Genomic DNA, 24,094 nt, shown 5'->3' on the forward strand with positions numbered 1-24,094 from the left:
TCATAAATATTAAGGGAGACTTAAAAATGGAGCACTTAGAACATCGAAAAAAAGTAATGATCATGATAGCCATCATGTCAGCCATGTTATTTGCGGCATTGAATCAAACGATAGTGGGGACCGCATTACCAAGAATCATTTCTGAGATTGGTGGGCTTGACTACTATAGCTGGGTTTTTACAATCTTTATGTTAACCAGTTCGGTAACGGCCATCTTAGTAGGGAAATTATCAGATATGTATGGAAGAAAGCCATTCATCCTACTAGGTATTGGTGTGTTTATGATTGGTTCATTCTTGAATGGACTTTCATCATCAATCCTTCAATTAATCATTTTCAGAGGAATTCAAGGTTTTGGAGCAGGTATGATCATGTCTACTGCGTTTACGGCCGTCGGGGACTTATTCTCTCCAAGGGAACGAGGGAAATGGCAGGGATTAATGAGCAGTGTATTTGGTCTGGCAAGTGTGTTCGGTCCTACATTAGGTGGCTGGATTGTTGATAATGCAGACTGGCACTGGGTATTCTGGGTGTTCCTTCCTGTTGGTTTCATTGCCTTTGGAATGATTTATAAAATGTTCCCTTCACAGAAACCAAATAGAGGATTGAAAGTGGACTACTTAGGTTCCATTATGCTTACTCTGACGATTATTCCATTATTATTGGCCTTTACGTGGGGTGGAAATGATTATGAGTGGGTTTCCCTTCCGATTATAGGTTTACTGTCAGCAACGGTGGTATCTTTTGTCTTATTTATCATTACGGAAAAGAGAGCAAGCAATCCTGTACTTCCACTTCAATTGTTCAAAAATAAAATTTTCACATTATCAAATATCATTGGATTTATCCTGGGAGCAGGAATGTTTGGAGCCATCATGTATATGCCGTTCTTTATTCAAGGGGTCATGGGGACATCTGCCACTAAGTCGGGCTTGGTGATGATGCCGATGACATTAAGTATGGTGATCGCGAGTACAGTTGGTGGACAGATCATCACGAAGACAGGCAGATATAAATTTCTAGCCCTAATCGGTTTGTTCGTAATGAGTGCAGGAATGATACTTTTATCCTTTATGGATACGAACACAACCAATACAACGGCTCTAATCAATATTATTATAGTAGGAACAGGTCTTGGGCTGAGCTTCCCGGTTTTCACTTTAACCGTTCAAAACGCTGTTCAGCATAAGTTCCTTGGTGTGGCTACCGCTGCCACTCAATTATTCAGACAAATCGGAGGTACGATTGGTGTAGCCATCATGGGTACCGTGATGAATACTTCCATGTCTTCAAAAATGACTGAGAAAATGTCAGATGTGAAAGACTCACCTCTACTTACGAATCCTGAAACATCAGGAGTACTGAAGCAGCTTCAGGATCCTCAAAACATTATGAATGGTGAGAAATTAAAAGAATTACAATCAACATTACCGAAAGAATTCCAAGGGATATACGCAACCATTCTCGAAGGTGTGAGAGAGGCGTTAAGTTTCGCTTTAACGAATGTCTTCTTTATCGGTGCTATCATTCTTCTCTTTGGTTTTGTATTAACGTTCTTTATGGAAGAAATCCCTTTACGTATGTCGAATAAAGATGTAACAGAAGAAGAAAAAGAAACTAAGCTTAAAGAAGCATCCAATCATTAATTGGCATGAGCACTAAATACAAAAAGGGTGACCGGATAGATCTGTCGGAGAGACAGAGTCATCCAGTTACCCTTTTTGTATGCCTTACATTGTACTTTCTCCAAACTTCTTAAACGTCATTTCATCCTCTACTAAACCGCAAGCGGCACATTGAACTTTTAAATCAGGTCCATTGTATGCAAGATGAAAGGGCTCGAGCTGCCCTTCTTCATAACTCTGAACAACTTCTCCAGAGGCAGGATCAAGTTTCACACTCTGAGATACTTGTTGTATAATATTAAATCGAGTGCGATTTGTTTTACAGCTGGGACAGCGATAGGGTGTAGTCATGTACATCACCTTTCTTCGTTTTTTTCTAGTATGCTTTATGATTTAACTTTTTATGTAAAGGTTGTTTGGATATGACATTAGAATCTTTCGATGTATTATTAGAAGCCTACAGGCAGATCTGGAAAAACCGATTGTTAATAAGTGAAGGTGCTTCTTCAGAAAATATCCTGAAGGAAGCGATTAAACGTGAACTATTGGACGGCAATAGTCATCCAAGAGTGCGTAAATCAAAAGAAGAAAAATACCTCTCAGCTACGAAGAGAATTATTGAATCGGACCTGACGAGTGAAGAGAAAGTTGCTTTAATAAAGCTACATCTTGAAATGGTCTTACGATTGATTGAAGATACATATTAACATTTAGGTGCTGTGTTATAGCAAATTAGGACAAGTGATAGACATTAGTCATCCCATTCTGAGCATTTTTCTTCCTTATATACCTGCTTAGGTATATAATGATGATTAGATTATTAAAAAGGATGATGCCAGTATGCTAGTAATAAGCTTAATTCTCTTTAGTGTACTTTCTTATATGATGTATTATCGATATTTCCCTGTGAGAACAAAACAATGGTCTTCTCTTGAGGTAACTTCCCGACATGTAGTCGTTGATGTCCGGGATTATCAGGATTCCTCTAAAGAAGATTGCGATAACATTATAGCGATCCCGTGTGGATATATAGGAAGGCACTCACACGATATCCCTAATGGTCCTATCGTGGTGATGGGGAGTAATCTTATAGAATGCAATGTGGGCGTTAGACAACTAAAACGTCTTGGGTTTCAGGTCAAAGGATATATTATTGTTGAATCTGACAAAAAATGCAAAGAATACCTATCTTTAGGGTGAAATCGCGCTTTCTGTGAAATGTAACTGTAACATCCGTTACAAAATTGGGTCCGCTCAAAAGCTGTCAATACTGATATACAGGTAATAATTAGTTTCCTGAGCTAAATAATACACCCATTGGAAATGTAAGTAAATCATTTCAAATATACTTTCTCCCTACTAGAATCAATGATTACTATAGTACTATAGGAAAATTGTCTTTCATAATAGAACAATTGATTTCTAGTTACCAAGATCTCCCGTAAATGTAACAAAAACGGGGTGGTATGATGAATGTGCAGCAAGAAAAACACATTCACTAAGGAGGAATTCATTTTTATGAACAAGAAAATGATGGTTTCAACAGCAACAGCATTTACACTATTAGCAGCACCATTCGCAGCAGGAAAAGCTGGGGCTGCAGCACCATGTCCAACTCCAGATAAGGTTTCACAACAGGTGAACACTTTTAAATATAATGGTAATCAAGAAGATTTAAATAAATTTGTACAAGATACTCTATCAAAATTTCAAATTGATGGTAAGAATATTAATGTACAAGAGCTATTAAAAGGACAAGCTCCTCAAGCCCAGGCTGCACCAGCGCCAGCTAAGGAAGCACCGAAAGCTGAAGCACCAAAAGCAGAGGCACCAGCACCAGCACCAGCTCCTGAAAAACAAGAAGCACCAAAAGCAGAAGCTCCTGCTCCTGCATCTGCAGCAAACGAACAGCAACAACAACCAGAACAAAAGGTAAGTGAAGAAACAGGTCAATTAAGTCAATACGAGCAGAAAGTAGTGGAGTTAACGAACCAAGAGCGTGCAAAGCAAGGTCTTCCAGCGCTTAAAGTAGATACTGAGTTAAGCAAAGTTGCACGTGAAAAGTCTCGTGATATGCAAGCGAATAACTACTTCTCTCATGATAGCCCGACTTATGGTTCACCATTCGACATGATGAAGCAGTTCGGCATTCAATACAGCTCTGCCGGTGAAAACATCGCTATGGGTCAACCTACTCCAGAAGAAGTAGTACAAGCATGGATGGACAGTGATGGTCACCGTAAAAATATCTTAAGCTCTAACTACACTCACATCGGTGTAGGACATGTAGAAAACGGTAACTACTGGACTCAACAGTTCATTGGTAAATAATATAACACAATCATGAAAGCAGCCTCTCTTATGGAGAGGTTGTTTTTTTGTGTACGAAAAAGGATGAAGCCTGTTTAGGTTATTTTAATCTTATCAAAATAAAATATACAAAAAATGGGGCTATTGTCGAATATGAATGCATTATTAAAGAGCTTACATTTGCAATTCAACATAATCATTCTTACTATTGAAGTATAACGAGTACGTGGAGTGAACTTGATGAAAGAAAAAGTTGTGTTTATAACGGGAGGATCGAAGGGGATCGGTCGGCGAACGGTAGAGGAATTCTCGAAACAAGGATATACCGTTATCATTAACTACAGACAAAATGATCAAATTGTTGAGAATCTGGTTTCCCATTTGATGGGGAAATATAACAATAAATTAATAGCCATCAAGGGTGATATTTCTGTACCTGAAGAATGTGAGCGAATGGTAACAGAAATTCTGAATGAAGTGGAAAGTGTCGATATCTTAATTCATAATGCAGGTCCCTACGTGAAAGAGCGGAAGTCATTTACTGACTATTCCCCAGAAGAATGGAACTACATAGTAAACGGAAATTTAAATAGTGTTTTCTACTTATCAAGGTTGATTATTCCTAAAATGAGGGAAAAGAAATGGGGAAGAATTATCACGTTTGGATATGATCGAGTTGAAACATCACCAGGCTGGATCTATCGTTCCGCGTTTGCGGCATCAAAAGCAGGACTTGCTTCCTTTACGAAAACCATATCTATCGAAGAAGCGCGTAATGGAATAACGGCGAACATGGTCTGCCCCGGGGACATCGTTGGGGAATGGAAAGAAGAAGAGATTCATAAAGCGAAAGAACATCATGATTCTAACACACCGGTGGGGCGTCCTGGAACGGGTGAAGACCTTTCGAGAATCATTTCTTTTCTATGTCAGGAAGAATCCGATTTTATTACCGGTTCCATTATTCCTGTTACAGGGGGCAAGGATGTGCTTGGAAAGGTATTTCGTCAGTGAAGGAGTAAATAGACACAGCCGAAAAAAATCTGCCATGTCTAATGGAATTAAATTATGTGTTTATTGTTTTATAAGACTATATTGCTTTCTATACTTATTCTGAATGAATAGGAGCCTGGCTGATAACGTGATGGCTCCTGCAGTTAAGCCGGATGTCAGGCCGAGCCAATACCCGTACGGACCAAAGGCAGTGTAGTTGGCTAGAACATAACCAAGCGGTAATCCAATCACCCAGTAGGATATGAGTGCCATCATAAAGGTGATATTGACATCCTTGTATCCTCTGAGCGCCCCTTGTACTGGAGCCTGAATGGCATCTGATAGCTGGAAGAACACAGCATACAATAAAAAATGAGCCGTTAATTCCAATACATATGCATCATCTGAATAGAGGTACGAGATTTCTGATCGGAACACGAGCAAAATCACACCATATATGACTGCCAATAGTAATGCAAAGCTTACCCCCATCCAGCTATAAATCTTTGCATCCCGCAGCCTTTTCGCTCCCACCTCAAACCCTACAACGATGGTTAATGCCATGGAAATACTGAGCGGGATCATATAGAGAAAGGATGCAAAATTGATCGCTGCTTGATGAGCTGCTATCACGACTGTATCATAATTGCTCATCAATAAAGTAACAGCAGAAAAGATGCTTACTTCAAAGAAAATAGATAGACCGATCGGCACCCCAATTTGAAAGAGCTCTTTCCATTTAAAGAGGTCAGGTTTATGGATGGTTTTGAAGATAAAGTATAGATTAAATGGTCTTTTTGTATGCACAACCCAAAAAGCAATGAGTGTAATGACCCAATAGGTGATAGCTGAAGCATAACCAGCGCCGACTCCTCCTAATGCAGGGAAACCGAGTTTTCCAAATATCAATAAATAATTAAATACGACATTTATCGGAAGGGAAAGCAATGTAATAAACATGGTGACCCTTGTCATTCCCAGGGCATCAATAAATGATCTCAGTACATTGTAGATGAATAATGGAATCATCCCGAATGAAAGGGCAATGAGATAATCTTTAGCAACAGTACGGACCTGTGTTTCAATATTCATTCCATTGAGAATTGGATTAAGAACGAATGCACCGATAATCATCACGAAAAGTGATAGAGCAATGGCTGCATATACACCTTGAAGCACAGTGTGGGGAACATCTTTCTTATTTCCTCCTCCTATTAATTGAGCGACGATTGGGGTAACCGCTAGAAGGATGCCGCTTAACCCTGTAAATACCGGTACCCAAAGGGAGGAACCTATGGCAACACCGGCCAGGTCTATCGGAGAATACTTTCCTGACATGATGGTGTCGAAAAAATTCATTGCAAACATTCCCAACTGGGTGACCAGAATGGGAATGAGTATAATGGATAATTGTTTGATTTTATCCTTGACTGAATGGGTTTCTCTCATAAAATGAACTCCTTTGAATAACTCCCTTGAGCTTTTGATAAATTCACTATCATACTGTATCACATTTTAGAGAGACAGAGAGTTAAATATGCATTTAAACATTGCACTCTTATATAATTGATGTTGAAAAGAAAGAGCATGTGGGAGAGGAAGATAATGACTAAAGAATGGCAGGACTGGATTTGGATCGTATTTCTTATATGGTACGGAGTGGGGATTATCCTTGTTTCTCTTGATTGGCTTCCTCCATCCCTTCAATGGGCGAATGCCGTTTTCTTATATTTGGCCGGTTTTTTGGCTATTCTTTATGCAATGAAGAAATTCGGAGGACAAATCGGGGCCATCATCGCGTTGTGTATTATGCTGCTTACGATTTTTGCAGAGTCATTAGGCGTTCATTATGGTCTGATATTTGGCTCTTATCATTATGAAAAAGACTTTGGTTTTCAGCTGGTTGGCGTACCCATCACCATAGGCTTTGCCTGGGTCATGGTGATCTTCACGAGTATGGCACACTATGAATTCCTGCTATCCCGAAGAAAGACTGTAATGGCAGCGTTTATCTATAGCACAGTTACGTCCATTTTAGCGGTGACGATGGACCTGATTATTGATCCGGTGGCTTTTAAAGGCCGGGAATACTGGATATGGGATGAGGAAGGGATGTATTATGATATTCCAACTCAAAATTTCTTAGGCTGGTTTTTTGTTTCGTTCTTCATTCAATTTTTCCTGTACTATTTGATAAAACACGAGGGTGTTTCTTCACATTGGAGCTCGCGGATGAGACGGTTGTATTACCTCGTGATCTTTATGTTTATCGTGACGGCAATCGTGGAAGGGCTTTGGCTGGCTGTTTGGGTTACGCTTGCATTTTACGGTGTGTCTCTCTTACTTAGAAAACGATTGGAGAAGGTAGTATGATCGAACCGAAAAAAAGCAGGAGATTTCAACGCCTCTTGGCCCACTACCTTACCTATCAGCTGAAGAAACATTTTTATCGTGTTTGGATCGATGATCACAGGGAGTCTGGAAAATCTCCTTCCGGTCACTTGATACTCGCAAACCATTCAAGCTGGTGGGACGGATTGATGGTCTTTTACTTGAATCATTATGTTGTAAAAGAAGACAGCTACGCCATGATGAGTCAGAAAGGGATGGAAGATTTCTCTTTTTTCCGTAAAATCGGGGCATTCTCAGTAAACCCCGACTCACCCAAAGATTTGGTCTCTTCCTTAAAGTTTGCTGAGAAATGCCTGCAAGAGAAGAAAACTGTCTGGATCTTTCCGCAGGGCAAGGAAGAGCATCTTGAGAAGAGGCCTATTTCATTTATGAGTGGTCCAAGCTTCTTAAGTGAACGTAATCCCGAAATAAAGGTATCGTTGGTCACGTTCTACTACACATTTCGTCATGATCAAAGGCCTGAATTATTTATCAGAATCTGTGATGAGGGAGTAGATCACAATAAGCATTATTCAAGAAAAGAGCTTACAGACTGTCTAAGGACTGTTATGGAAAAAAGGATCGAGTCCCTAAAGTCCGATATCATAAATGAAGATATTTCAAGCTTTGAATTATTACTAAAAGGTTTTCCTACGAATAGTGAATGGTTGAGCTTTTGGAAAAGAAGGAAGTAGAGGTGTAAAGACATTGAATTATTTTATCTTCATCACGTTCATGTTTGTTCTGGTCACGTTCATCAATCTACTCTTTTTACCGAAGCTTTCTCGTAAATTGTCTTCGAATGAACTTGTTTCTGTACTTGTTCCTATGAGGAATGAAGAAAGAAATGTGGAAGGTTTAATTGAAAGTATTAAGAAGATTGCCCATTCGCCTGTTGAATTTATCATATTAGATGATGGCTCAACGGATCGTACCCCTGAACTTCTATTCCAATTAACGAAAGGGGATTCCCGCTTTAAAATCATCAACGGAAAGCCACTCCCAAAAGGATGGGTGGGGAAGGTCCATGCATGCAAGGAGCTGGGTCAGCATGCCCGAGGAACATATTATTTATTCCTTGATGCAGATGTCAGGGTGTCCCCGTCCATCATTGAGAAAGTATTGTTCCAGATGAACCAATACAATGCAGGGCTTGTAACGGGATTTCCGCAATTTCCCATACCTACTTTACTCAGTAAGATGCTGGTTCCCTTTCAACACTTCCTGGTATACTTTCATTTACCCATTGCAGTTGCCAATCATACGACGAATAAAGCATTTACCGCTGCTCACGGGGCCTTTATGTTTTTTAAGAAGGAAGCGTATGAAGAGTGCGGTGGTCATGAAGCAGTGAAATCGTCTTTATTAGAAGATGTGCATATTGCGAGGAAAGTGAAAGAAAAGGGTTGGAAGGTAACAATCGTCAACAATACATATGACGTGACATGCCATATGTATGATACCAATAAGGAAGTATGGGAGGGTTTCTTAAAAAATATTTATATAGGATTAGGGAGAACTCCAATTTCCGTTTTTCTGCTTTCCCTTTTTTACTTCGTATTTTACATATTGCCCCTTCCCCTGTTCCTATATGGATTAATGGCAGGGGAATGGAGCTATTGTGTTCCGCTGGTTGCGATATGGGTACAAACCCTCATGATTGATATTGCATCCAATCAATCCAGGTGGCATTTTCTTATCATGCCGATTGCTTCTATAAGCTTTATCATCATTATGTGGGCTTCGATGCTGCGAGGAATGAAGAAACAGGGATACGCTTGGAAGGGGAGGACCTATTCATGAAGGATATCGTCATTATTGGAGGTGGATTAGGGGGATTGTCCGCAGGTATTTCTCTCCAAAGTAAAGGCTATAATGTAACGATCATAGAAGAGAACCTTCATCCTGGAGGGAAAATGATGCCTGTTGAAATCGAGGAGTATACCTTTGATTTTGGACCTAATACCATTACCATGCCTGAAGTATTTCAATCGGTGATCAATGATGCAGGAGGAGACTCTTCTCATTATTTTCAGTTTGAAAGGCTTGTAAAACATACAAAAAATGTCTTTCACAATGGGAGAATTCTATATCAATCAGCGGACCCGGAGGAAATGATTACGGAACTTGAAAAACTCGATCCGTACGGGGCATCTCATTACAAAGAGTATTTAAGGGAAGTGGAAAAGCTATACACATTAGCCGAGCGGGGATTTTTCTATCGGGTTTTTGGTTCATGGCGGGATTACCTCGCACCGCAGCTATCCTACAGCTTTATGAAGGTCCGTCCCTTTGAAAAGATGGATCATTTTCACCGAAGGTTCTTTCAGGATGAAGATGTGTTGAAAGTGTTTAATCGTTATGCGACATATATTGGATCTTCACCATATGAGTGCCCGGCGACCTTCTCGTTGATCGGCCATCTCGAGATGAAAGAAGGGGTGTATTATACGATAGGTGGAAACCCAGAGATTGCAAAAGGCTTCTACCGATTCTTTGAAGAACTGGGAGGCAAGGTTCATCTGGGCATAAGAATAAAAGAGATTATAGTGGAGGAAAAAAGAGCAGTGGGGGTTGTAACAGAAAATGGTGAAACGGTACCTGCCCATGATGTGATTGTGAATGGGGATTTTATCACGGCTACGAAGAATCTTATTGAAGAGAAAGAGCGACCAAGCCATCCTGATAGGAAGCTGGACTCCTATGAACCTTCCATTTCCGCTTTTGTCATTTTGGCAGGGTTACGAGCCTATCAGGATTCCGTTCATCATCACCAAGTGTATTTCACAGAAGATTATCAAAAGGAGTTCTCGCAAATTTTCATGAAGAAAGAGCTGCCCAGTGACCCGACCATCTATATTAGCCATTCAGCTGCCACAGATCCTAACATCACCAAGGGAAGTAATTTATTTATTCTTGTGAATGCTCCAGCCGTCGAGGTGACTGATGAACAAGCCGAGGCGTATAAAGAGAAGATTTATCAGAAATTAGAAGAAAAGGGGCTGCCAATTCGGAACTCATTAGAAGTAGAGAGGGTATTCACGCCGAATACGATCAAACACAAATTCTCTGCCTATAAAGGCTCCCTTTATGGCCTGGCTTCCCACCGGATGACAGAAGCGTTTCTTCGCCCTTCCAACGTTAGCAAGGACATTGAACACCTCTTCTATGTTGGAGGAACGACTCATCCGGGTGGTGGATCTCCAATGGTTACAATCAGCGGAAGAAATGTAGCCAATTATATATTGAAAAGAGATAAGGTCTTTTCTAATTAAATTAAATCATTACAACGTTCAACACGTTTGTTGCAGAGATTGAAAGGGTTCCGGTTGACGGAGCCTATTCTTTTGTCAAATTTTCGTAGTTCTATCCTCCAGACATTTTTGGTAAAGTGTATAATGATGAAAGATAAGGTTAGTAGAAAATCAAGTTAGGAGTTTATACATATGAGTAAACGCATTTTATTTACAGGCGGCGGATCAGCAGGCCACGTTACGGTTAATACAGCATTGATTCCACACTTTGAAAAAGAAGGATGGAAGATAACGTATATAGGATCAGAAGACGGAATCGAAAAGGAAATCATAACAGAACAATTTCCCCATATTCCTTATGAAAGCATCTCAAGCGGAAAGCTCCGAAGGTATTTTTCATGGAAAAACTTTTCAGATCCATTTCGAGTGATGAAAGGTGTGTTTGATGCTTTAAACGTCATTCGTAAGACGAAACCAGACATCATCTTTTCAAAAGGGGGATTTGTTTCCGTTCCCGTCGTCATGGCTGCTAAGATTGCAAAGGTTCCTGTAGCGATTCATGAATCGGATGTAACACCGGGACTTGCGAACAAATTAGCGGTTCCTTTTGCCACCAAAATCTTCACCACTTTTCCTGAAACGGTTCAATCACTTCCAAGTGATAAATCATTATGTGCAGGAGCGATCATTCGTGAAGAGCTGTTTACAGGAGATGCAAGTGAAGGAAAACGTTTAACCGGGTATTATGAAGACAAGCCTGTATTGATGATTATGGGTGGAAGTCTTGGTGCAAGAAAAATTAACGAAGCGGTAAGAGGGAACCTGAATGAACTCCTTTCCCATTTCCAAATCATCCACATTTGTGGGAAGGGGAATATCGAAGAAACCTATACCCAAAAAGGGTACCGGCAATATGAATTCATAAAAGGTGATCTTCCTCACTATTTAGCGATGACGGATTATGTGATCTCACGTGCAGGATCTAATTCGATCTTTGAATTTCTTGCGTTGAAAAAACCAATGTTACTGATCCCCCTATCAAGAGAAGCGAGCCGTGGAGATCAAATCCTAAACGCTAACAGCTTCGTAAAGCATGGTTATGCATTAAAACTTGAAGAAGAAGAGCTGACCGAAGAGAGCTTCCTCAAGAAAGTTAATGAGTTAAAGGAAAACAGAGATACCTATATCCACAACATGGAAAAAAGTCAAAAAGCCTATACCATACAAGACATGTATGAGGAACTTTCATCAATGTCCCGATAATAAGTCATGGTACCCTCCTTTAAGCATATAGTATATAAATGGTTGAAGGGGAGAAGGACAATGGCTTATCAATTTTCAAAAGGGTGGTACCTTCAGGAGCTTAAAAAGATGGGAATCAGTCATCATCCGTTAGAAAAAAGAAAATTGGAAAACTATAAAACCTATGTTGTAAGGAATCTGTATTTCGAGAAAGTAGCGAAAAAGAAATAAAAAATGGGAGCTGCCTGTTAGTGTGTGCTTATCTTTTGGAATGAAGATAAGCTGTCAACTATCAGCAGCTCCTTTTTTGTGAGCTATAATAATTTTTCTGCGATGATATCGTTCGTTTTCTCGCTGAATCTCTGAGAGGATAAGTCTTCATTCTTGTTCATGAATTTATTTTCGATAAGGGATTGATACCAATAAATAATGATAGAATAGCTGATCGTAAGCATGTACATATAATGGTTCTTCATCCGTTTTAATTTATATATGCCTTTATTCTCGAAAAATGAGGTAAGGGGATAGGCAAATATATAATTAATGGAGAGGTTTAAGAGCATATAGAGTGGAAAGGATCTATAGGTTAATCTGAAAACCCAAAGTGTAGCAGAAAGGAACGGACCCAGAATAAACGATAAATCACCAAGCAATTTTTCTTGTTTGCTTCCTCGAATCTCCCAAAACTTTAGAACCGAGTTACATAATGTGATGGTTGTTAGAATGAAGCTCACTAAAATCGCAGAGGGAGAAAAGCGTATGATGGTTTCCTTCTTGAGAAACAGCAGGCTTCCCCAAGATAGTACGACTAAAATAATTCGAATAGGCATTGTGAAAGCCCTCCTATAAACCTTTTTCTTCACTATATTTTTCCCGGATGTAACTTGAATTTATGTATGAAGAAAGAGAGGGGGAACTTATATGGATTGTTTTTAAAACAAAAAACCGATTTCCTCATAGGGAAATCGGTTTTTATCCTAAGCTTCCAAAGCTTGATCTTCTTCTTGGGAAGGTTGAAGCTGATATAAATAAAGTGTGTATAAGTCTTTGGGGATTTCATATAAATCATATACCTCTTCTTGAGCATTTAATTGTTCGTAAAGAGATTTTCTTGTTTCGTTCGCTTTTAGTACATATGGAAGTTTTTCTGCTGCTTTTTGGGAGCGGGTATTCACTTTGCGGATTCTCATGAATATGGTTTCCATTCCTAATTCGAAGAAAAGTTCAGCGAAGAATGCATCTTTGGCTGGTTGATTGTATCCTTTTCCATGATAGGGTTTGCCAATCCAGGTTCCCAGGAACCCAGCATTTTCTTGAATATCAAATAAGTTTATCGTTCCGATCGGGTTGCCCCATTCGTCCAAAATCGTACGGGAAATGAGTTCTCCACGCTCCTCAGCTTCAATCGTTTGTTTCGTTAAGAAGAGAAGCTCCTCATAGGAATGAGCTTTTTGACGCACGAAAGGGAAGACATCCGGGTGCACCATCAGGTCATAGAGCTCATGACACTCATGTAATTCACGTTTCTTGATCATAGTAGACCCTCCTTGAGGGCAGTCTACTTGCGTACGATCCCACCCTCGAAATTTTTAAATGGTAACTAAAAAATTTCGGGGTGGGAATCGAACCCACTAAGACCAGTCAAGAAACTGGTGGCGCACCTTTTGCCTTCCCTTCATTACAGTCGCTCAATATAAGAATTGATCGCGTCTTTGTAACCGGAAATATATTATCCATTTGTATCATATACGAAATATCTCAAAAAGGAAATAGGTAAAATGCTAAATTTTGATGAAAATTTTTAACAAATTTCTACACACTTTGATAAGCGACTTCTCCATTCACCAAGGTTACAATCGGCTTGGCCATAAAATGAAATGGATGGTGGCTCCATAGTACTAAATCGGCATCCTTGTTTACCTCTATACTACCGATGCGGTCAGATACACCAAGGTTTCTGGCAGGGAGGATGGTGATTCCCTCAAGGGCTTTATGTTCGTCCAGCCCTTCCCGAACAGCGATAGCCGCGCACATATTTAAGTACTGAATCGGAGTGTACGGGTGGTCGGTCGTAATGGACACTTCGACACCAGCTTCCGTCAATTTTTGATACGTGATCCAGCTTTTGTTTTTTAGCTCTACTTTGGATCTTCTTGTAAAGGTTGGCCCTACTGAAACCTTTAAATTTTTACCATAAAATTCTTCAGAAATGAGATGACCTTCTGTACAATGCTCGATGCGTAAATCCAAATTGAACTCGTCGGCAAACCGGACCGCAGACAGGATATCATCTGCACGGTGAGCGTGTATCCGAACAGGGATTTCACGTTTTAATGCAGATACTAAAGGTGCAACTCTGAGATCTTCGGGTTGATCACAATATTTGGCTGAGAAAAATGCTTCTCTAAGCATTCCCATAATGCCCATTCTCGTAATGGAATCGTTGTTTCCATTACTATGAATCCGTTTCGGGTTCTCCCCAAGGGCGATTTTCAATCCGGACGTTTCCTTAATCAGCATCGATCGAATCGTTGATCCATAGGTTTTGATCACAGAAGTCGTTCCACCGATTACATTTGCGCTCCCAGGCATGACATTAACTGTTGTGACACCGTACTTCAGAGCATCTTTAAAACCGGGATCTAATGGATATACGCCGTCAAAAGCCCTGATATGAGGCGTCATTGGCTCAATGGTTTCATTGGCATCATTTCCTGCCCAACCGGTGCCTTCGTCATACAACCCTAAGTGGGTATGGGAGTCGATGAAGCCCGGGAAGAGAAATTTCCCCTGGCAATCATACACTGAAGCATCGGTGAAGGACTCTATGCTTTGTGAGTGAATCTGTTTGATTTTTCCGTCTTCTATGAGTACAGAACCTTTTTGAATGGGCTTGGATGTGATGGGGTATATGGTTGCGTTCTTTAATAGTATCGAATTCATAGGTAATCCTTTCGTGGGTCTTTATTCCTTCTTATTTTAAACAATTTCATGGAAAAAAAGAAGTTAATCCTTCCTTTTGTTTCTCCAATAGGAAAAAAATAGATAGAGAACTGTTCCAACTACTGCAATGAAACTCAAAGGCTTAATATAGCGTACTCCGATTACTTCAATGTGCTCCCAGTGAGTACCCAGCTCCATCCCGATGACCATAAACAATAATGTCCAGGGAAGCATGGCTGCAAAGGTATAAAGACTAAATGTAGAAAGAGGCATTCGGGTGATGCCAGCCGGAATACTAATGGCGTGACGGACAATCGGAATAAATCGAGCGGTGAAAATGACGATGGTACCATGCTTATCAAACCACGTTTCAGCAGCCGTCAAATGCTTTTGCTGAATAAGTAGATACCTTCCATATTTTTCAAAGAAGGGGCGGCCACCATAGTAGCCAAGCCAATAGAGAAATAGTTGTGCAAGTGTGCCCCCGATGACCCCGCTAAGGAACGCTCCAATGAAGGAGAGTTTACCGGCATTCACCATAAAGCCTGCATAGCTTAATACAAGCTCGCTTGGAATCACTTCTATCATGAGTGCAAGTGCGATTCCCGCGTAACCCAAATCAGTTAATTGTGTCAAGATTTGTACGATCGATTCATGGTTCATCGTGTTCCTCCTACATAATCCCAGAGTATTGAAGAAAGAGAATCAAGAGCCCCAGAGCCCACACATAGTAGGAGAAAATTTTAAGGGAGTGCTTTTTCAAAAAATTAACCATCGTAAGGATAGCAAAGTATCCGAATACTGCGGCACTTACTGTTCCGATGGCTAAACTTGAAAAAGAGATCGCTTCAACAGTTCCTCCCATCATTTCTTTCCCTTGTAGCACGATTCCACCAAGTATGGCTGGGGTAGATAGAAGGAAGGAAAAATAAGCCGCCGTTTCCCTGTCAAGCTTCCTGAATAAGCCTGCCGCAATGGTTAATCCTGACCTTGATAACGCCGGGAAGATGGCTGCTGCTTGAAAGCTCCCGATCACCACTGCATCTGTGTAAGAAAGGTCATCGAGTTTTTTATAGCCATTTCTCACTCCATTTGCAAAATACATAATACATCCCGTTGCAAGAAACTCCCATCCGATCGTGGAACCCGTCTTTGAGATTGAGTCAAAGAAATCTTCGAACAAAAAGCCCACGATCACAGCCGGGATGGTCCCAATGATGAGTATCCATGATAATTTACTAAAGGGGTGCCTCAACATGTAGAGAAGTTCCTTTTGATACACAACAAGAACTGCGATCAACGTTCCGATATGAAGCATCGTATCCAAGAAAAGTCCAGCTTCCTGGAGTCCAAAGGTAAGCCTTCCGAGATAAAGGTGACCTGTGCTTGAGATTGGAAGGAACTCTGTTAAACCTTGTATAATTCCCAGAATAAAGGCTTCAAATTTATTCAAATCCATCACTACCTTTCTGCAAGTCCACTAAGGACAAACTCCTCTACTTAACGTATATTCCATCCTTTCACGTTTCATGAGGACTGTCCGGAAGTTTGCAGAATTTCTCTTTAAGGGTTCTCAAAAAAAAATACATGATTAGATGAAACTTTCTGACAGAGTGCACGTAAGTATAGAGGAGGATAGAATCTAACAGTCTGTTTACTCTTGTTTAGGGTGAGCGGTGAAAAGGAGGAATTTCAATATGCCGACGAAAGATGAAAGAATGATGGCAGCTCTTATTTATATATTAAGCTTCTTCACAGCATTCATTGGTCCATTGATCATCTGGCTTATTAAAAAGGATGAATCAGAGTTTGTGGACTTTCATGGAAAGGAATACTTCAACTTTCTTATTTCATATGCCGTTTATGGTTTGGTAAGCACCATTTTGATGGTGGTGCTGATTGGATTTGTTCTGGCTCCTGTCGTGGGTGTCCTGGCCTTGATCTTTACGATATTGGGAGCGATCAGAGCCTATGAGGGAGAGCATTATAGAATTCCGACGGTCTTTCGATTACTTAAATAAGCAGCTGGGAACTCATGAGCATTCATGGGTTCTTTTTTTCTGTTCCATTAAGGCTCTTCTCATAAACTTTGTTGCTCTTAAAAAAGCGAGTAGTGGTTGATTTCCGCTCCAGGTGCTCGCTTTCCGCGGGGCGTGAGTTGAGACTCCTCGGGCATTGCCCTGCGGGGTCTCAACTTTCCCGCAATTCCCGCAGGAGTCGAGCACCTTCCGCTCCAATCAACTTTCTCAGTATGTTTTTTTAATAAAATCTTTTTTTTAATAAAATCTAATTTAAATCAACAAACTTTTAGCAAGTTACCTCTTTAATGGTCGCGTACTAGAAATTCTGTTTTCTATTAGTTTGTTTTTGTCACCTTTTAGCTCTGTCATGAAATCCTCTTATAGATGGGGAGGGGAACTGCGTAGACTCCTGCGGAAGAACGGGCGTGCCGAGACCCCGTTCGGCTAAGCTGAGGAGGCTCGGCCGAACGTCCGCAGAAAGCGAAGCGGTTCCCCTCACCTTCCAGCACACACTAATGGACAGAGCCTAAGCATACCCTCTGATAATAAATAACAGTATTTGCGAAAAGAAATGAGCCTTCATTAAAGTGAATTTTAGAAATAAAGTGTTGACAAAAATATCGGAATATTGATAGTTTTATAAAAATGTCTTTCCGTTTAGAAGGATAGGTTTGTCCCCGAAAGGAGCGTATCAAAATGACGAGGGTGGATAATAAAGAGAGAGTGCTTAGGCTGATGGGTATATTGAGTGAAGAAACCGATGAGGATCATGAGTTGAGTTTGGATGATATCATTAACCGTTTTAAGCAGATGTTTGGCCCTGAGGTGAAATTGAACAAAAATTCATTAAAAGATGATCTTGAGCATCTTATCAGAAATAATTTCGATGTCACCATAAACCAGGAAAAAGAAGGGCTGCCTAAATATTATAGTCATCAGTATCGCCTGTTCGAGCTATATGAACTTCGCATGCTCATCGATGCAGTCGTTTCCGCCAAATTTATATCAAAGAAGGAAACGAGACAGCTGACTGGAAAAATAAAGAAGCTCACAAGTCTTCATCAAGGGAAAAAGCTGCATAATGAAATTCAAATCGATTCCTCCATTAAAAGTGAAAGTCCCTATATTCGTCTCGCTATCCATGATATTCATGAAGCAATAGCAGAACGTAGAATGATTACGTTCCAATATGGTCGATACGATGTGAAGAAACAGTTTAATTTGAGTCATGAAGGAAAGCTTTATAAGGTGAAGCCCTATGCCCTTGCATGGGCAAATGATTTCTACTATCTGATTGCCTATTATTTTGAAGCAGACGAAATCCGCCACTACCGTGTGGATCGATTAAGGAATGTAGAACCCCTTTCTGAAACCTTTCCATATCAACCCTTTGATGTATCTAAGTATGTACAATCCACCTTTCATATGTTTGCAGGTGATGAAGAATGGATTAAAGTTTCATTTCAAAACCACCTCATCAATGTGATCATCGATAAGTTCGGAAAGGATGTAGATATTCAAAGAGATGGTGAAGACCATTTTATTCTAACTACAAAAGCCCGTGTCAGTAGTGGACTAGTGAACTGGATCTTAAATTTTGGCAGTCAGGCGAGAGTCATATCTCCGCCTTCACTAGTCGAAACCGTCAAAACGGAAGTTTCTAAGCTGCATTCTTTATATCATTCGGGATAAAGGAGCACTGATTCTCTTTGCTTTTAGAGGGTCAGTGCTTTTTGCGGTTTTTAGCCTCTAAAATTTCTTGAAAAAATATTAAACGAATTTCTTCTTTCTCCGTCTTATCATTGAAAAACAAAAGGAGGAATTGAAGATGAACGAATTACAAGAAGTATTTCAGTCAATAAATTGGGGACTTATTGCTCCTGTCATCCTTATTCAACTCATACTCATGGTGGTTGCGGTGATTGATGTGATCCGGATTCAAGCAACGAATGGTCCTAAATGGCTATGGGTTCTCATTATCCTGTTTATCAACATTATCGGGCCGGTCGTATATTTCATTTTTGGAAGGAGGCATGATGGATGAATGTAATAGAAGTATGTTCTTTAGAAAAGAAGTATAGGGAAAAGCTGGCCGTAAAGAACCTTACCTTTCAATTAAAACAAGGTCGTTGTACAGCTCTTCTTGGTCCCAATGGAGCAGGGAAAACCACTACAATAAATATGCTAGCAGGGCTAATTACACCTACTGATGGATCAATTTCAACAAGCGTAACCTCTAAAGATATACGGCAAATGATCGGCTACCTGCCCCAATATCCTTCCTTTTTTGAATGGATGACAGGAAAAGAATTTCTCACCTTTTCCGGTGAAATAGCCGGTTTAACGAGGGAAACATCTCAAAATCGAGGTGAAGAACTTTTAGAGCTAGTCGGTTTGCTGGAAGGAAAGAATCGAAGAATTGGCCAGTATTCAGGTGGGATGAAGCAGCGATTGGGGATAGCTCAAGCCCTTATTCATCAGCCAAAGCTCCTAATCCTTGATGAACCGGTATCTGCCTTAGATCCTTTCGGGAGAAGAGAAGTGCTGGAGCTGTTGAAAATGTTAAAAAAGGAAACGACGATCCTTTTTTCTACACATATTTTAAATGATGCAGAACAAGTATGCGAGGATGTGTTGTTTTTGCACGAGGGAGTCCTGATCGAACAAGGACCCCTGGAAGAGATAAAGGCAAGGCATCAAACAACAAGACTAAATCTGTATTTTAGAGAAGGAAGCGAAAAATATAAACCGTATCTCCTGCAAAAAGATTGGGTTCATCATCTTATCTCAGATGGAGATCGACTATCCTTTGAAGTAAGTGAACTGGAAAGGGATAGAGCGAGAATCTTTTCTATGATCTCAGAACACCAATGGGGGGTAACTAAATTTGAAACAAGTGAACAGAGCCTGGAGGAATTGTTCATGGAGGTGATCAAAAAATGAAAATATTCTGGGTTTTATTAAGAAAAGAAATGCGGGAACTAACACGGAATTATAAAATGATCTGGATGCCAATCGTATTCATTTTATTTGGGTTAACAGAACCTTTAACGGCATTTTATTTACCAGACATTATTAATTCAGTAGGAGATCTGCCGGAAGGAACGGTCATCAGTATTCCAACGCCATCATCTGGAGAAGTGTTATTATCGACTATCAGCAAGTTTAGTACCTTTGGCGTCCTCATCATCGTATTAGGATTTATGGGAATGATCGCAGGAGAGAGAAAGAGCGGAAATGCTATTATGGTATTGGTGAAGCCCGTCTCCTACACAGCTTATATTTATTCCAAATGGTTGGCTGCATTTGTTCTGGTGTGGGTCTCTTATGGTCTTGGGATGATATCCAGCTGGTATTATATTCAGATATTATTTAACGGGATTGGTTTTACAGCATTCGTAAATGGCTTCCTCGTCTACGGCTTGTGGCTTACCTTTATCTTAACACTGGTCGTCTTCTTTAGTAGTTTAGTAAAAACGCCTGGCCTGGCAGGATTCTTTACGATCGGGATCGCCATATTCTTAACCTTTGTGTCAGGGTACATGACAAGAACCTTAAAGTGGTCCCCAGGTCAGCTACCCAGCTATGTAAATGAAATCATCCTTCATAGCACGTGGCCGGATCACCTGACAGGGACCATTATTCTCACTACAATCTTTTGCCTGGCCATCCTGCTCATATCACCACCTCTCTATAAGAAAAAAGATTTGATCTGACCAAGCAGACCTCCACTTTTAGAGGGACGGACCTCAAGTAAAAGGATTACCTTATTTTATGTCGAATGATGGTAATAGAAGGGAGTGGGCTGCATGATAGAACTTCAATACACCCATAAAGTTAACAAATTGATTCAAAACGCTCATATGATTGCCGAAAGGAATCATCATACAAGCATTCAAAGCATGGATTTCTTTTTAGGAGCGGCTCACGTAAAAGAAGGTACTCTCAGGGAGATGTATCACCTTATGGAACCCTTTATGGAACAGATAGAAAACATATCTACTATCATTCCTTCAGAGCCACCTGATACAGAGCGAATTGATTGCTTTTCCATTCCTTTATCAACACACGCAAGAAAGGTATGGAACACATCGATTGGAGTCATGAAACGATACAATCAAACGTTTTTAAATGAAGGTCATATTATTAAAGCGTTTTACGCCCATCTTCCAGAACACCCTCAATTGCAAAAAGAACTCAATGCAATCCCTCATGAAAGGATTATCCGATCTGTTACTACAGCCCGGGATTTGACGGTTTATTTATTGAACAAAGATTGGAAATATGAAGTAAACCCTGCTGTCCAAGTTAGCCCTGTACAGGGTGAAGATGAAAAAGAGTTATTGGTATGGGTAGAGGAGCATTTCGGAGGATCGTGGTCAAAAACGTTGTTAAAAGCCTTTCAATCATCAGGGGAATGCATCCCGATTATCAAAGCGGAAGAAGAAGGTGAATTAATTGGATTCGCAGCCTTTGATGCCTATAAAAATAAAAAAGGAATTTACGGACCGATGGGGGTTCTCCCACACACCCGTCATAAAGGAGTGGGAAAAGCACTCCTTTATAATGCATTACAGTGCATGCAAGAGAAAGGGTATATGTATGCCGTTTTAAAAGAAGCTGGACCCATTGAATTTTATGAAAAAATGTGTAACGCTAAACTTATTCCTGTGGAGAATGATGAATGAGAGACCGAGTCGGAATCATCAAGAATGAAATCATTAAGTGGCTTAATCAGTGAGCAAGTTAGTACACATTCTTACTAATTTGTGGGAAAATATAGTCATTTATTCGATACCGGTGACGAAAACTCTTGCATCTTTAGGGAGGTAGACAAGAAGATGATGATTGAAAACACAGGCCTCGTTCTCGAAGGTGGAGGAATGAGAGGGATATACACGGCAGGAGCACTGGAATACTTCCTGGAAAAAGGCATTGAATTTCCTTATGTAATCGGAGTATCTGCGGGTGCATGTAATGCAGCATCCTATTTATCCAAGCAAAATGGACGCAATAAAAAGGTGAATGTAGACTTTATACGTGACCCGAAATATTTATCTTGGCGAAACTATTGGAAAACAGGAGAGTTATTTGGAATGGATTATGTGTTTGATGAAATTCCGAATAAGCTGGTCCCTTTCGATTATGAAGCTTTTCACTCTAATTCAACGGAATTTATTGTCGGTACCACAGATTGTTATACCGGAAAACCGGCGTATTTCTCAAGAAGAGACTATGGGGAGGAGCTTCTTACGATTATCCGTGCGTCAAGTTCCCTGCCATTCGTCGCTCCGATCGTGGAGTTTGAATCCCGTCATCTTCTCGATGGAGGAATAAGTGACCCAGTTCCCATCGAAAAAGCTGAGCAGGACGGATTTAAGAAAAATATAGTCATTCTAACTAGAAACAGGGGCTATTATAAAAAGCCTTCACGATTTTCTTTTCTTGTGAAAAGAAAGTATCCTCAATACCCTGAATTACATAAAACGATGATGAACCGTTACTTGCTTTACAATCACACAATCAAAGAACTAGAAAGGAGAGAAAAGAATGGGGATGTGCTGATTATCCAACCCCAACATCCATTAAAAGTAAGCCGTATTGAAAAAAATCCACAAAAGCTGGACGAATTGTACTGGCAAGGCTATCACGATGCAGAGTCAAAAGATAAAAAAATAATGGAATGGAATCGCTCAGCCACTCCAGTGCACTCATAACATATAAGCCAACGAATGACAGAAAGTCTTCTCATCTCTTATTTGAAGGTTCTGCAAGCGTTGGCTTTTTCTATTTGAATGGTCTATTTAAGGTATTTTCACATACATATGATAGAGATTCCTTGAAAGGACGAGCATTTCATGAACCTCTATCAAATCTACAAAAATGAACAATATACGTTGCTTTATCGCAGTATCATGTATTTTCTTATAGGTGTAGGAATGCTGATGGTGACTCAACAATTATATTATTTCCCCCTGTTAATCTTTATACCTGCGTTTTCAAATCTATATCTCAGCTTTAGTATGAAGAAGGAACTAAAGAAAGCGAACCGACTATTTTATGAGAAAATCCCTGTTTCCCAGCATGCATTAATCGGGGTTCAAACGAAAGAGGGTTCATATTACTTAAAAACGAATGGATGGTCAGAATACTTTATTCAAAGAATGTCCTTGATCAACAATCCAAAACATTACATGTTTCACCGGCAAAATAAACACCCGATGGCAATTTTTCAATGGAGCAGAACCTTGAAAATTGATCAGCGAGGAGCCCGAAAGATTTTTCACTTGAAATATCAGAGCTCTACAGCTATCGAATGGCGAAGTGACGAGGGTGACACAATTATCATTTATAAAGGAAACAAACGATGGATATTGAATTATAATAAAAAAAATTATTTGTCTTTACAAAAAGGATATCTTCCTCAAAGTGTCCAACAGCTATTCGACTATCACCATAGCTATATTTCATTTTATGAAGCATATAGCGAAGAACTTGATTGGCTTCTTATTTTCCTATGGTATGTAGACAGCGATTATTTTCTTACCACATAGTAATCCTTTTTCCCCAGATGGGAATGCTAAATAGGAATGTTCGTGGAGGTGAGATGATGAATGCCGATTACAAACCATGTTTAACGGCTTTGCAACGATGTCTGGAAGCATGTAATGTATGCTATCATGCATCCCTTAAGGAAGAAAAAGCGATGATGATGTGCATAGAGCTGGACCGGGAATGCGCAGATATATGTTCGTATACTATTAATGCCATGCAGCGAAGCAGTAAGTTTGTTCAACAAATTCTGGTCGTCTGTGCAGAAATCTGTGATGCGTGCGGAACAGAATGCAATTCTTATGATCAGCAACATTGTAAGGACTGCGCTAAAGCCTGTTTTGAATGTGCGGAAGAATGCAGGAAGCTATTAGCATAATAAATGTAGAGATGCTTCTATTTAATAGAGGCATTCTTTTTTATTTTTGTAGCATTTTCTTAGTGCTCGCAGGCAGAAATAGAGAGATGTTTCTAATATATATTCAAAAAATAAATACAAAAATAAGTTTTTAGAGCTCCTTACATGATTTCATTTAGGAAACTATGATAGAATAATGATAATCGAATAGGTTTCCTTCGGGGCAGGGTGAAATTCCCTACCGGCGGTGATGAGCGCATGCTCTTAGTCCGTGACCCGGCTAATGAAAATTAGACGGTGGATTTGGTGAAATTCCAAAGCCGACAGTGATAGTCTGGATGGGAGAAGGAACGGCAGTATTTACTTGATGCAGGCGCGAGAAGTCTACCTTTTTTATGGGGATTA

27 protein-coding genes and 1 riboswitch are annotated in these 24,094 nt (G+C 40.1%); of the genes, 20 read left to right on the top strand and 7 right to left on the bottom strand.

Annotated elements, in window-relative coordinates:
- Nucleotides 1-26 precede the first annotated feature (26 nt).
- Entirely contained in the window at nt 27-1,646 is a 1,620-nt protein-coding gene (locus tag ACFQWC_RS04175) for an MDR family MFS transporter (protein WP_299737696.1), read from the top strand.
- An 84-nt stretch (nt 1,647-1,730) separates the two neighbouring features.
- Here ACFQWC_RS04175 and ACFQWC_RS04180 read toward each other — a convergent pair whose 3' ends face one another.
- Nucleotides 1,731-1,976 (bottom strand): DNA alkylation repair protein, encoded by a 246-nt coding sequence (locus ACFQWC_RS04180; protein WP_044336558.1) that lies wholly within the window; start codon nt 1,974-1,976, stop codon nt 1,731-1,733.
- A 71-nt stretch (nt 1,977-2,047) separates the two neighbouring features.
- Here ACFQWC_RS04180 and ACFQWC_RS04185 point away from each other — a divergent pair, with 71 nt between their 5' ends.
- From ACFQWC_RS04185 to ACFQWC_RS04200, 4 genes are all read left to right on the top strand, one after another.
- The gene (locus ACFQWC_RS04185; protein ID WP_341356502.1) at nt 2,048-2,332 is read left to right on the top strand and encodes a hypothetical protein; all 285 of its coding nucleotides are present in this window, start codon (nt 2,048-2,050) and stop codon (nt 2,330-2,332) included.
- A gap of 133 nt (nt 2,333-2,465) precedes the next feature.
- Nucleotides 2,466-2,825 (top strand): hypothetical protein, encoded by a 360-nt coding sequence (locus ACFQWC_RS04190; protein WP_377106164.1) that lies wholly within the window; start codon nt 2,466-2,468, stop codon nt 2,823-2,825.
- 318 nt (nt 2,826-3,143) lie between these two features.
- Nucleotides 3,144-3,956 (top strand): CAP domain-containing protein, encoded by an 813-nt coding sequence (locus tag ACFQWC_RS04195; protein ID WP_377106166.1) that lies wholly within the window; start codon nt 3,144-3,146, stop codon nt 3,954-3,956.
- Between the two features lie 219 nt (nt 3,957-4,175).
- Nucleotides 4,176-4,949, top strand: coding sequence for an SDR family oxidoreductase (locus tag ACFQWC_RS04200; protein ID WP_299737689.1), 774 nt, complete (start codon nt 4,176-4,178; stop codon nt 4,947-4,949).
- A 60-nt stretch (nt 4,950-5,009) separates the two neighbouring features.
- Here the strand turns inward: ACFQWC_RS04200 and ACFQWC_RS04205 are convergent, their stop codons facing one another.
- A complete protein-coding gene (locus tag ACFQWC_RS04205) occupies nt 5,010-6,377 on the bottom strand; it encodes an MATE family efflux transporter (protein ID WP_377106168.1) in 1,368 nt (455 codons plus the stop codon).
- A gap of 156 nt (nt 6,378-6,533) precedes the next feature.
- Here ACFQWC_RS04205 and ACFQWC_RS04210 point away from each other — a divergent pair, with 156 nt between their 5' ends.
- The 6 genes from ACFQWC_RS04210 (at nt 6,534) to ACFQWC_RS04235 (ending at nt 12,046) form a co-directional block, all read left to right on the top strand.
- A complete protein-coding gene (locus ACFQWC_RS04210; RefSeq protein ID WP_299737684.1) occupies nt 6,534-7,301 on the top strand; it encodes a carotenoid biosynthesis protein in 768 nt (255 codons plus the stop codon).
- A complete protein-coding gene (locus ACFQWC_RS04215; protein ID WP_341356498.1) occupies nt 7,298-8,014 on the top strand; it encodes a lysophospholipid acyltransferase family protein in 717 nt (238 codons plus the stop codon). The genes ACFQWC_RS04210 and ACFQWC_RS04215 overlap by 4 nt, the downstream gene beginning before the upstream one ends.
- A gap of 13 nt (nt 8,015-8,027) precedes the next feature.
- Nucleotides 8,028-9,122: a glycosyltransferase family 2 protein gene (locus ACFQWC_RS04220; RefSeq protein ID WP_341356497.1), complete on the top strand. Its 1,095-nt coding sequence runs from the start codon at nt 8,028-8,030 to the stop codon at nt 9,120-9,122.
- Nucleotides 9,119-10,594, top strand: coding sequence for a phytoene desaturase family protein (locus tag ACFQWC_RS04225; RefSeq protein WP_377106171.1), 1,476 nt, complete (start codon nt 9,119-9,121; stop codon nt 10,592-10,594). Before ACFQWC_RS04220 ends, ACFQWC_RS04225 begins: the two co-directional genes overlap by 4 nt.
- 171 nt (nt 10,595-10,765) lie before the next feature.
- Nucleotides 10,766-11,836, top strand: a complete 1,071-nt coding sequence (locus ACFQWC_RS04230; protein WP_299737676.1) for an undecaprenyldiphospho-muramoylpentapeptide beta-N-acetylglucosaminyltransferase — start codon at nt 10,766-10,768, stop codon at nt 11,834-11,836.
- 60 nt (nt 11,837-11,896) lie between these two features.
- Nucleotides 11,897-12,046, top strand: a complete 150-nt coding sequence (locus tag ACFQWC_RS04235; RefSeq protein ID WP_299737674.1) for a DUF2639 domain-containing protein — start codon at nt 11,897-11,899, stop codon at nt 12,044-12,046.
- 83 nt (nt 12,047-12,129) lie between these two features.
- Here the strand turns inward: ACFQWC_RS04235 and ACFQWC_RS04240 are convergent, their stop codons facing one another.
- The 5 genes from ACFQWC_RS04240 to ACFQWC_RS04260 form a co-directional block, all read right to left on the bottom strand.
- On the bottom strand, nt 12,130-12,645 hold the full coding sequence (locus ACFQWC_RS04240) for a hypothetical protein (protein WP_299737672.1): 516 nt from the start codon (nt 12,643-12,645) through the stop codon (nt 12,130-12,132).
- A 147-nt stretch (nt 12,646-12,792) separates the two neighbouring features.
- Nucleotides 12,793-13,350, bottom strand: a complete 558-nt coding sequence (locus tag ACFQWC_RS04245; RefSeq protein WP_299737670.1) for a GNAT family N-acetyltransferase — start codon at nt 13,348-13,350, stop codon at nt 12,793-12,795.
- A gap of 277 nt (nt 13,351-13,627) precedes the next feature.
- Nucleotides 13,628-14,758: an amidohydrolase gene (locus ACFQWC_RS04250; protein ID WP_341356496.1), complete on the bottom strand. Its 1,131-nt coding sequence runs from the start codon at nt 14,756-14,758 to the stop codon at nt 13,628-13,630.
- A 63-nt stretch (nt 14,759-14,821) separates the two neighbouring features.
- Complete coding sequence (gene uptA, locus ACFQWC_RS04255; protein ID WP_299737666.1) at nt 14,822-15,421, bottom strand: undecaprenyl phosphate transporter UptA; 600 nt, start codon at nt 15,419-15,421, stop codon at nt 14,822-14,824.
- A 10-nt stretch (nt 15,422-15,431) separates the two neighbouring features.
- On the bottom strand, nt 15,432-16,211 hold the full coding sequence (locus tag ACFQWC_RS04260) for an undecaprenyl-diphosphate phosphatase (protein ID WP_377106175.1): 780 nt from the start codon (nt 16,209-16,211) through the stop codon (nt 15,432-15,434).
- Nucleotides 16,212-16,455: 244 nt separating this feature from the next.
- Here ACFQWC_RS04260 and ACFQWC_RS04265 point away from each other — a divergent pair, with 244 nt between their 5' ends.
- From ACFQWC_RS04265 to ACFQWC_RS04305, 9 genes are all read left to right on the top strand, one after another.
- Nucleotides 16,456-16,779 carry a DUF4870 domain-containing protein gene (locus ACFQWC_RS04265; RefSeq protein WP_148969340.1) on the top strand — a complete coding sequence of 108 codons (324 nt, stop codon included), beginning with the start codon at nt 16,456-16,458 and terminating at the stop codon, nt 16,777-16,779.
- 696 nt (nt 16,780-17,475) lie between these two features.
- On the top strand, nt 17,476-18,471 hold the full coding sequence (locus tag ACFQWC_RS04270) for a helix-turn-helix transcriptional regulator (RefSeq protein ID WP_377106177.1): 996 nt from the start codon (nt 17,476-17,478) through the stop codon (nt 18,469-18,471).
- Between the two features lie 136 nt (nt 18,472-18,607).
- Nucleotides 18,608-18,823, top strand: coding sequence for a PLD nuclease N-terminal domain-containing protein (locus ACFQWC_RS04275; RefSeq protein ID WP_299737651.1), 216 nt, complete (start codon nt 18,608-18,610; stop codon nt 18,821-18,823).
- Entirely contained in the window at nt 18,820-19,722 is a 903-nt protein-coding gene (locus tag ACFQWC_RS04280; RefSeq protein ID WP_377106181.1) for an ABC transporter ATP-binding protein, read from the top strand. The genes ACFQWC_RS04275 and ACFQWC_RS04280 overlap by 4 nt, the downstream gene beginning before the upstream one ends.
- Complete coding sequence (locus ACFQWC_RS04285) at nt 19,719-20,495, top strand: ABC transporter permease (protein WP_377106183.1); 777 nt, start codon at nt 19,719-19,721, stop codon at nt 20,493-20,495. Before ACFQWC_RS04280 ends, ACFQWC_RS04285 begins: the two co-directional genes overlap by 4 nt.
- Nucleotides 20,496-20,588: 93 nt before the next feature.
- Complete coding sequence (locus ACFQWC_RS04290; protein WP_341356494.1) at nt 20,589-21,467, top strand: GNAT family N-acetyltransferase; 879 nt, start codon at nt 20,589-20,591, stop codon at nt 21,465-21,467.
- 156 nt (nt 21,468-21,623) lie between these two features.
- Nucleotides 21,624-22,496 (top strand): patatin-like phospholipase family protein, encoded by an 873-nt coding sequence (locus tag ACFQWC_RS04295; protein WP_377107232.1) that lies wholly within the window; start codon nt 21,624-21,626, stop codon nt 22,494-22,496.
- 141 nt (nt 22,497-22,637) lie between these two features.
- Nucleotides 22,638-23,333: a hypothetical protein gene (locus ACFQWC_RS04300; protein WP_377106185.1), complete on the top strand. Its 696-nt coding sequence runs from the start codon at nt 22,638-22,640 to the stop codon at nt 23,331-23,333.
- Nucleotides 23,334-23,389: 56 nt separating this feature from the next.
- Nucleotides 23,390-23,710, top strand: a complete 321-nt coding sequence (locus ACFQWC_RS04305) for a four-helix bundle copper-binding protein (RefSeq protein WP_377106187.1) — start codon at nt 23,390-23,392, stop codon at nt 23,708-23,710.
- Between the two features lie 189 nt (nt 23,711-23,899).
- A riboswitch (FMN riboswitch) is annotated at nt 23,900-24,043 on the top strand.
- Nucleotides 24,044-24,094: the final 51 nt, after the last annotated feature.

The organism is Rossellomorea sp. GCM10028870, from assembly GCF_042666755.1.
Lineage (GTDB): Bacteria > Bacillota > Bacilli > Bacillales > Bacillaceae_B > Rossellomorea.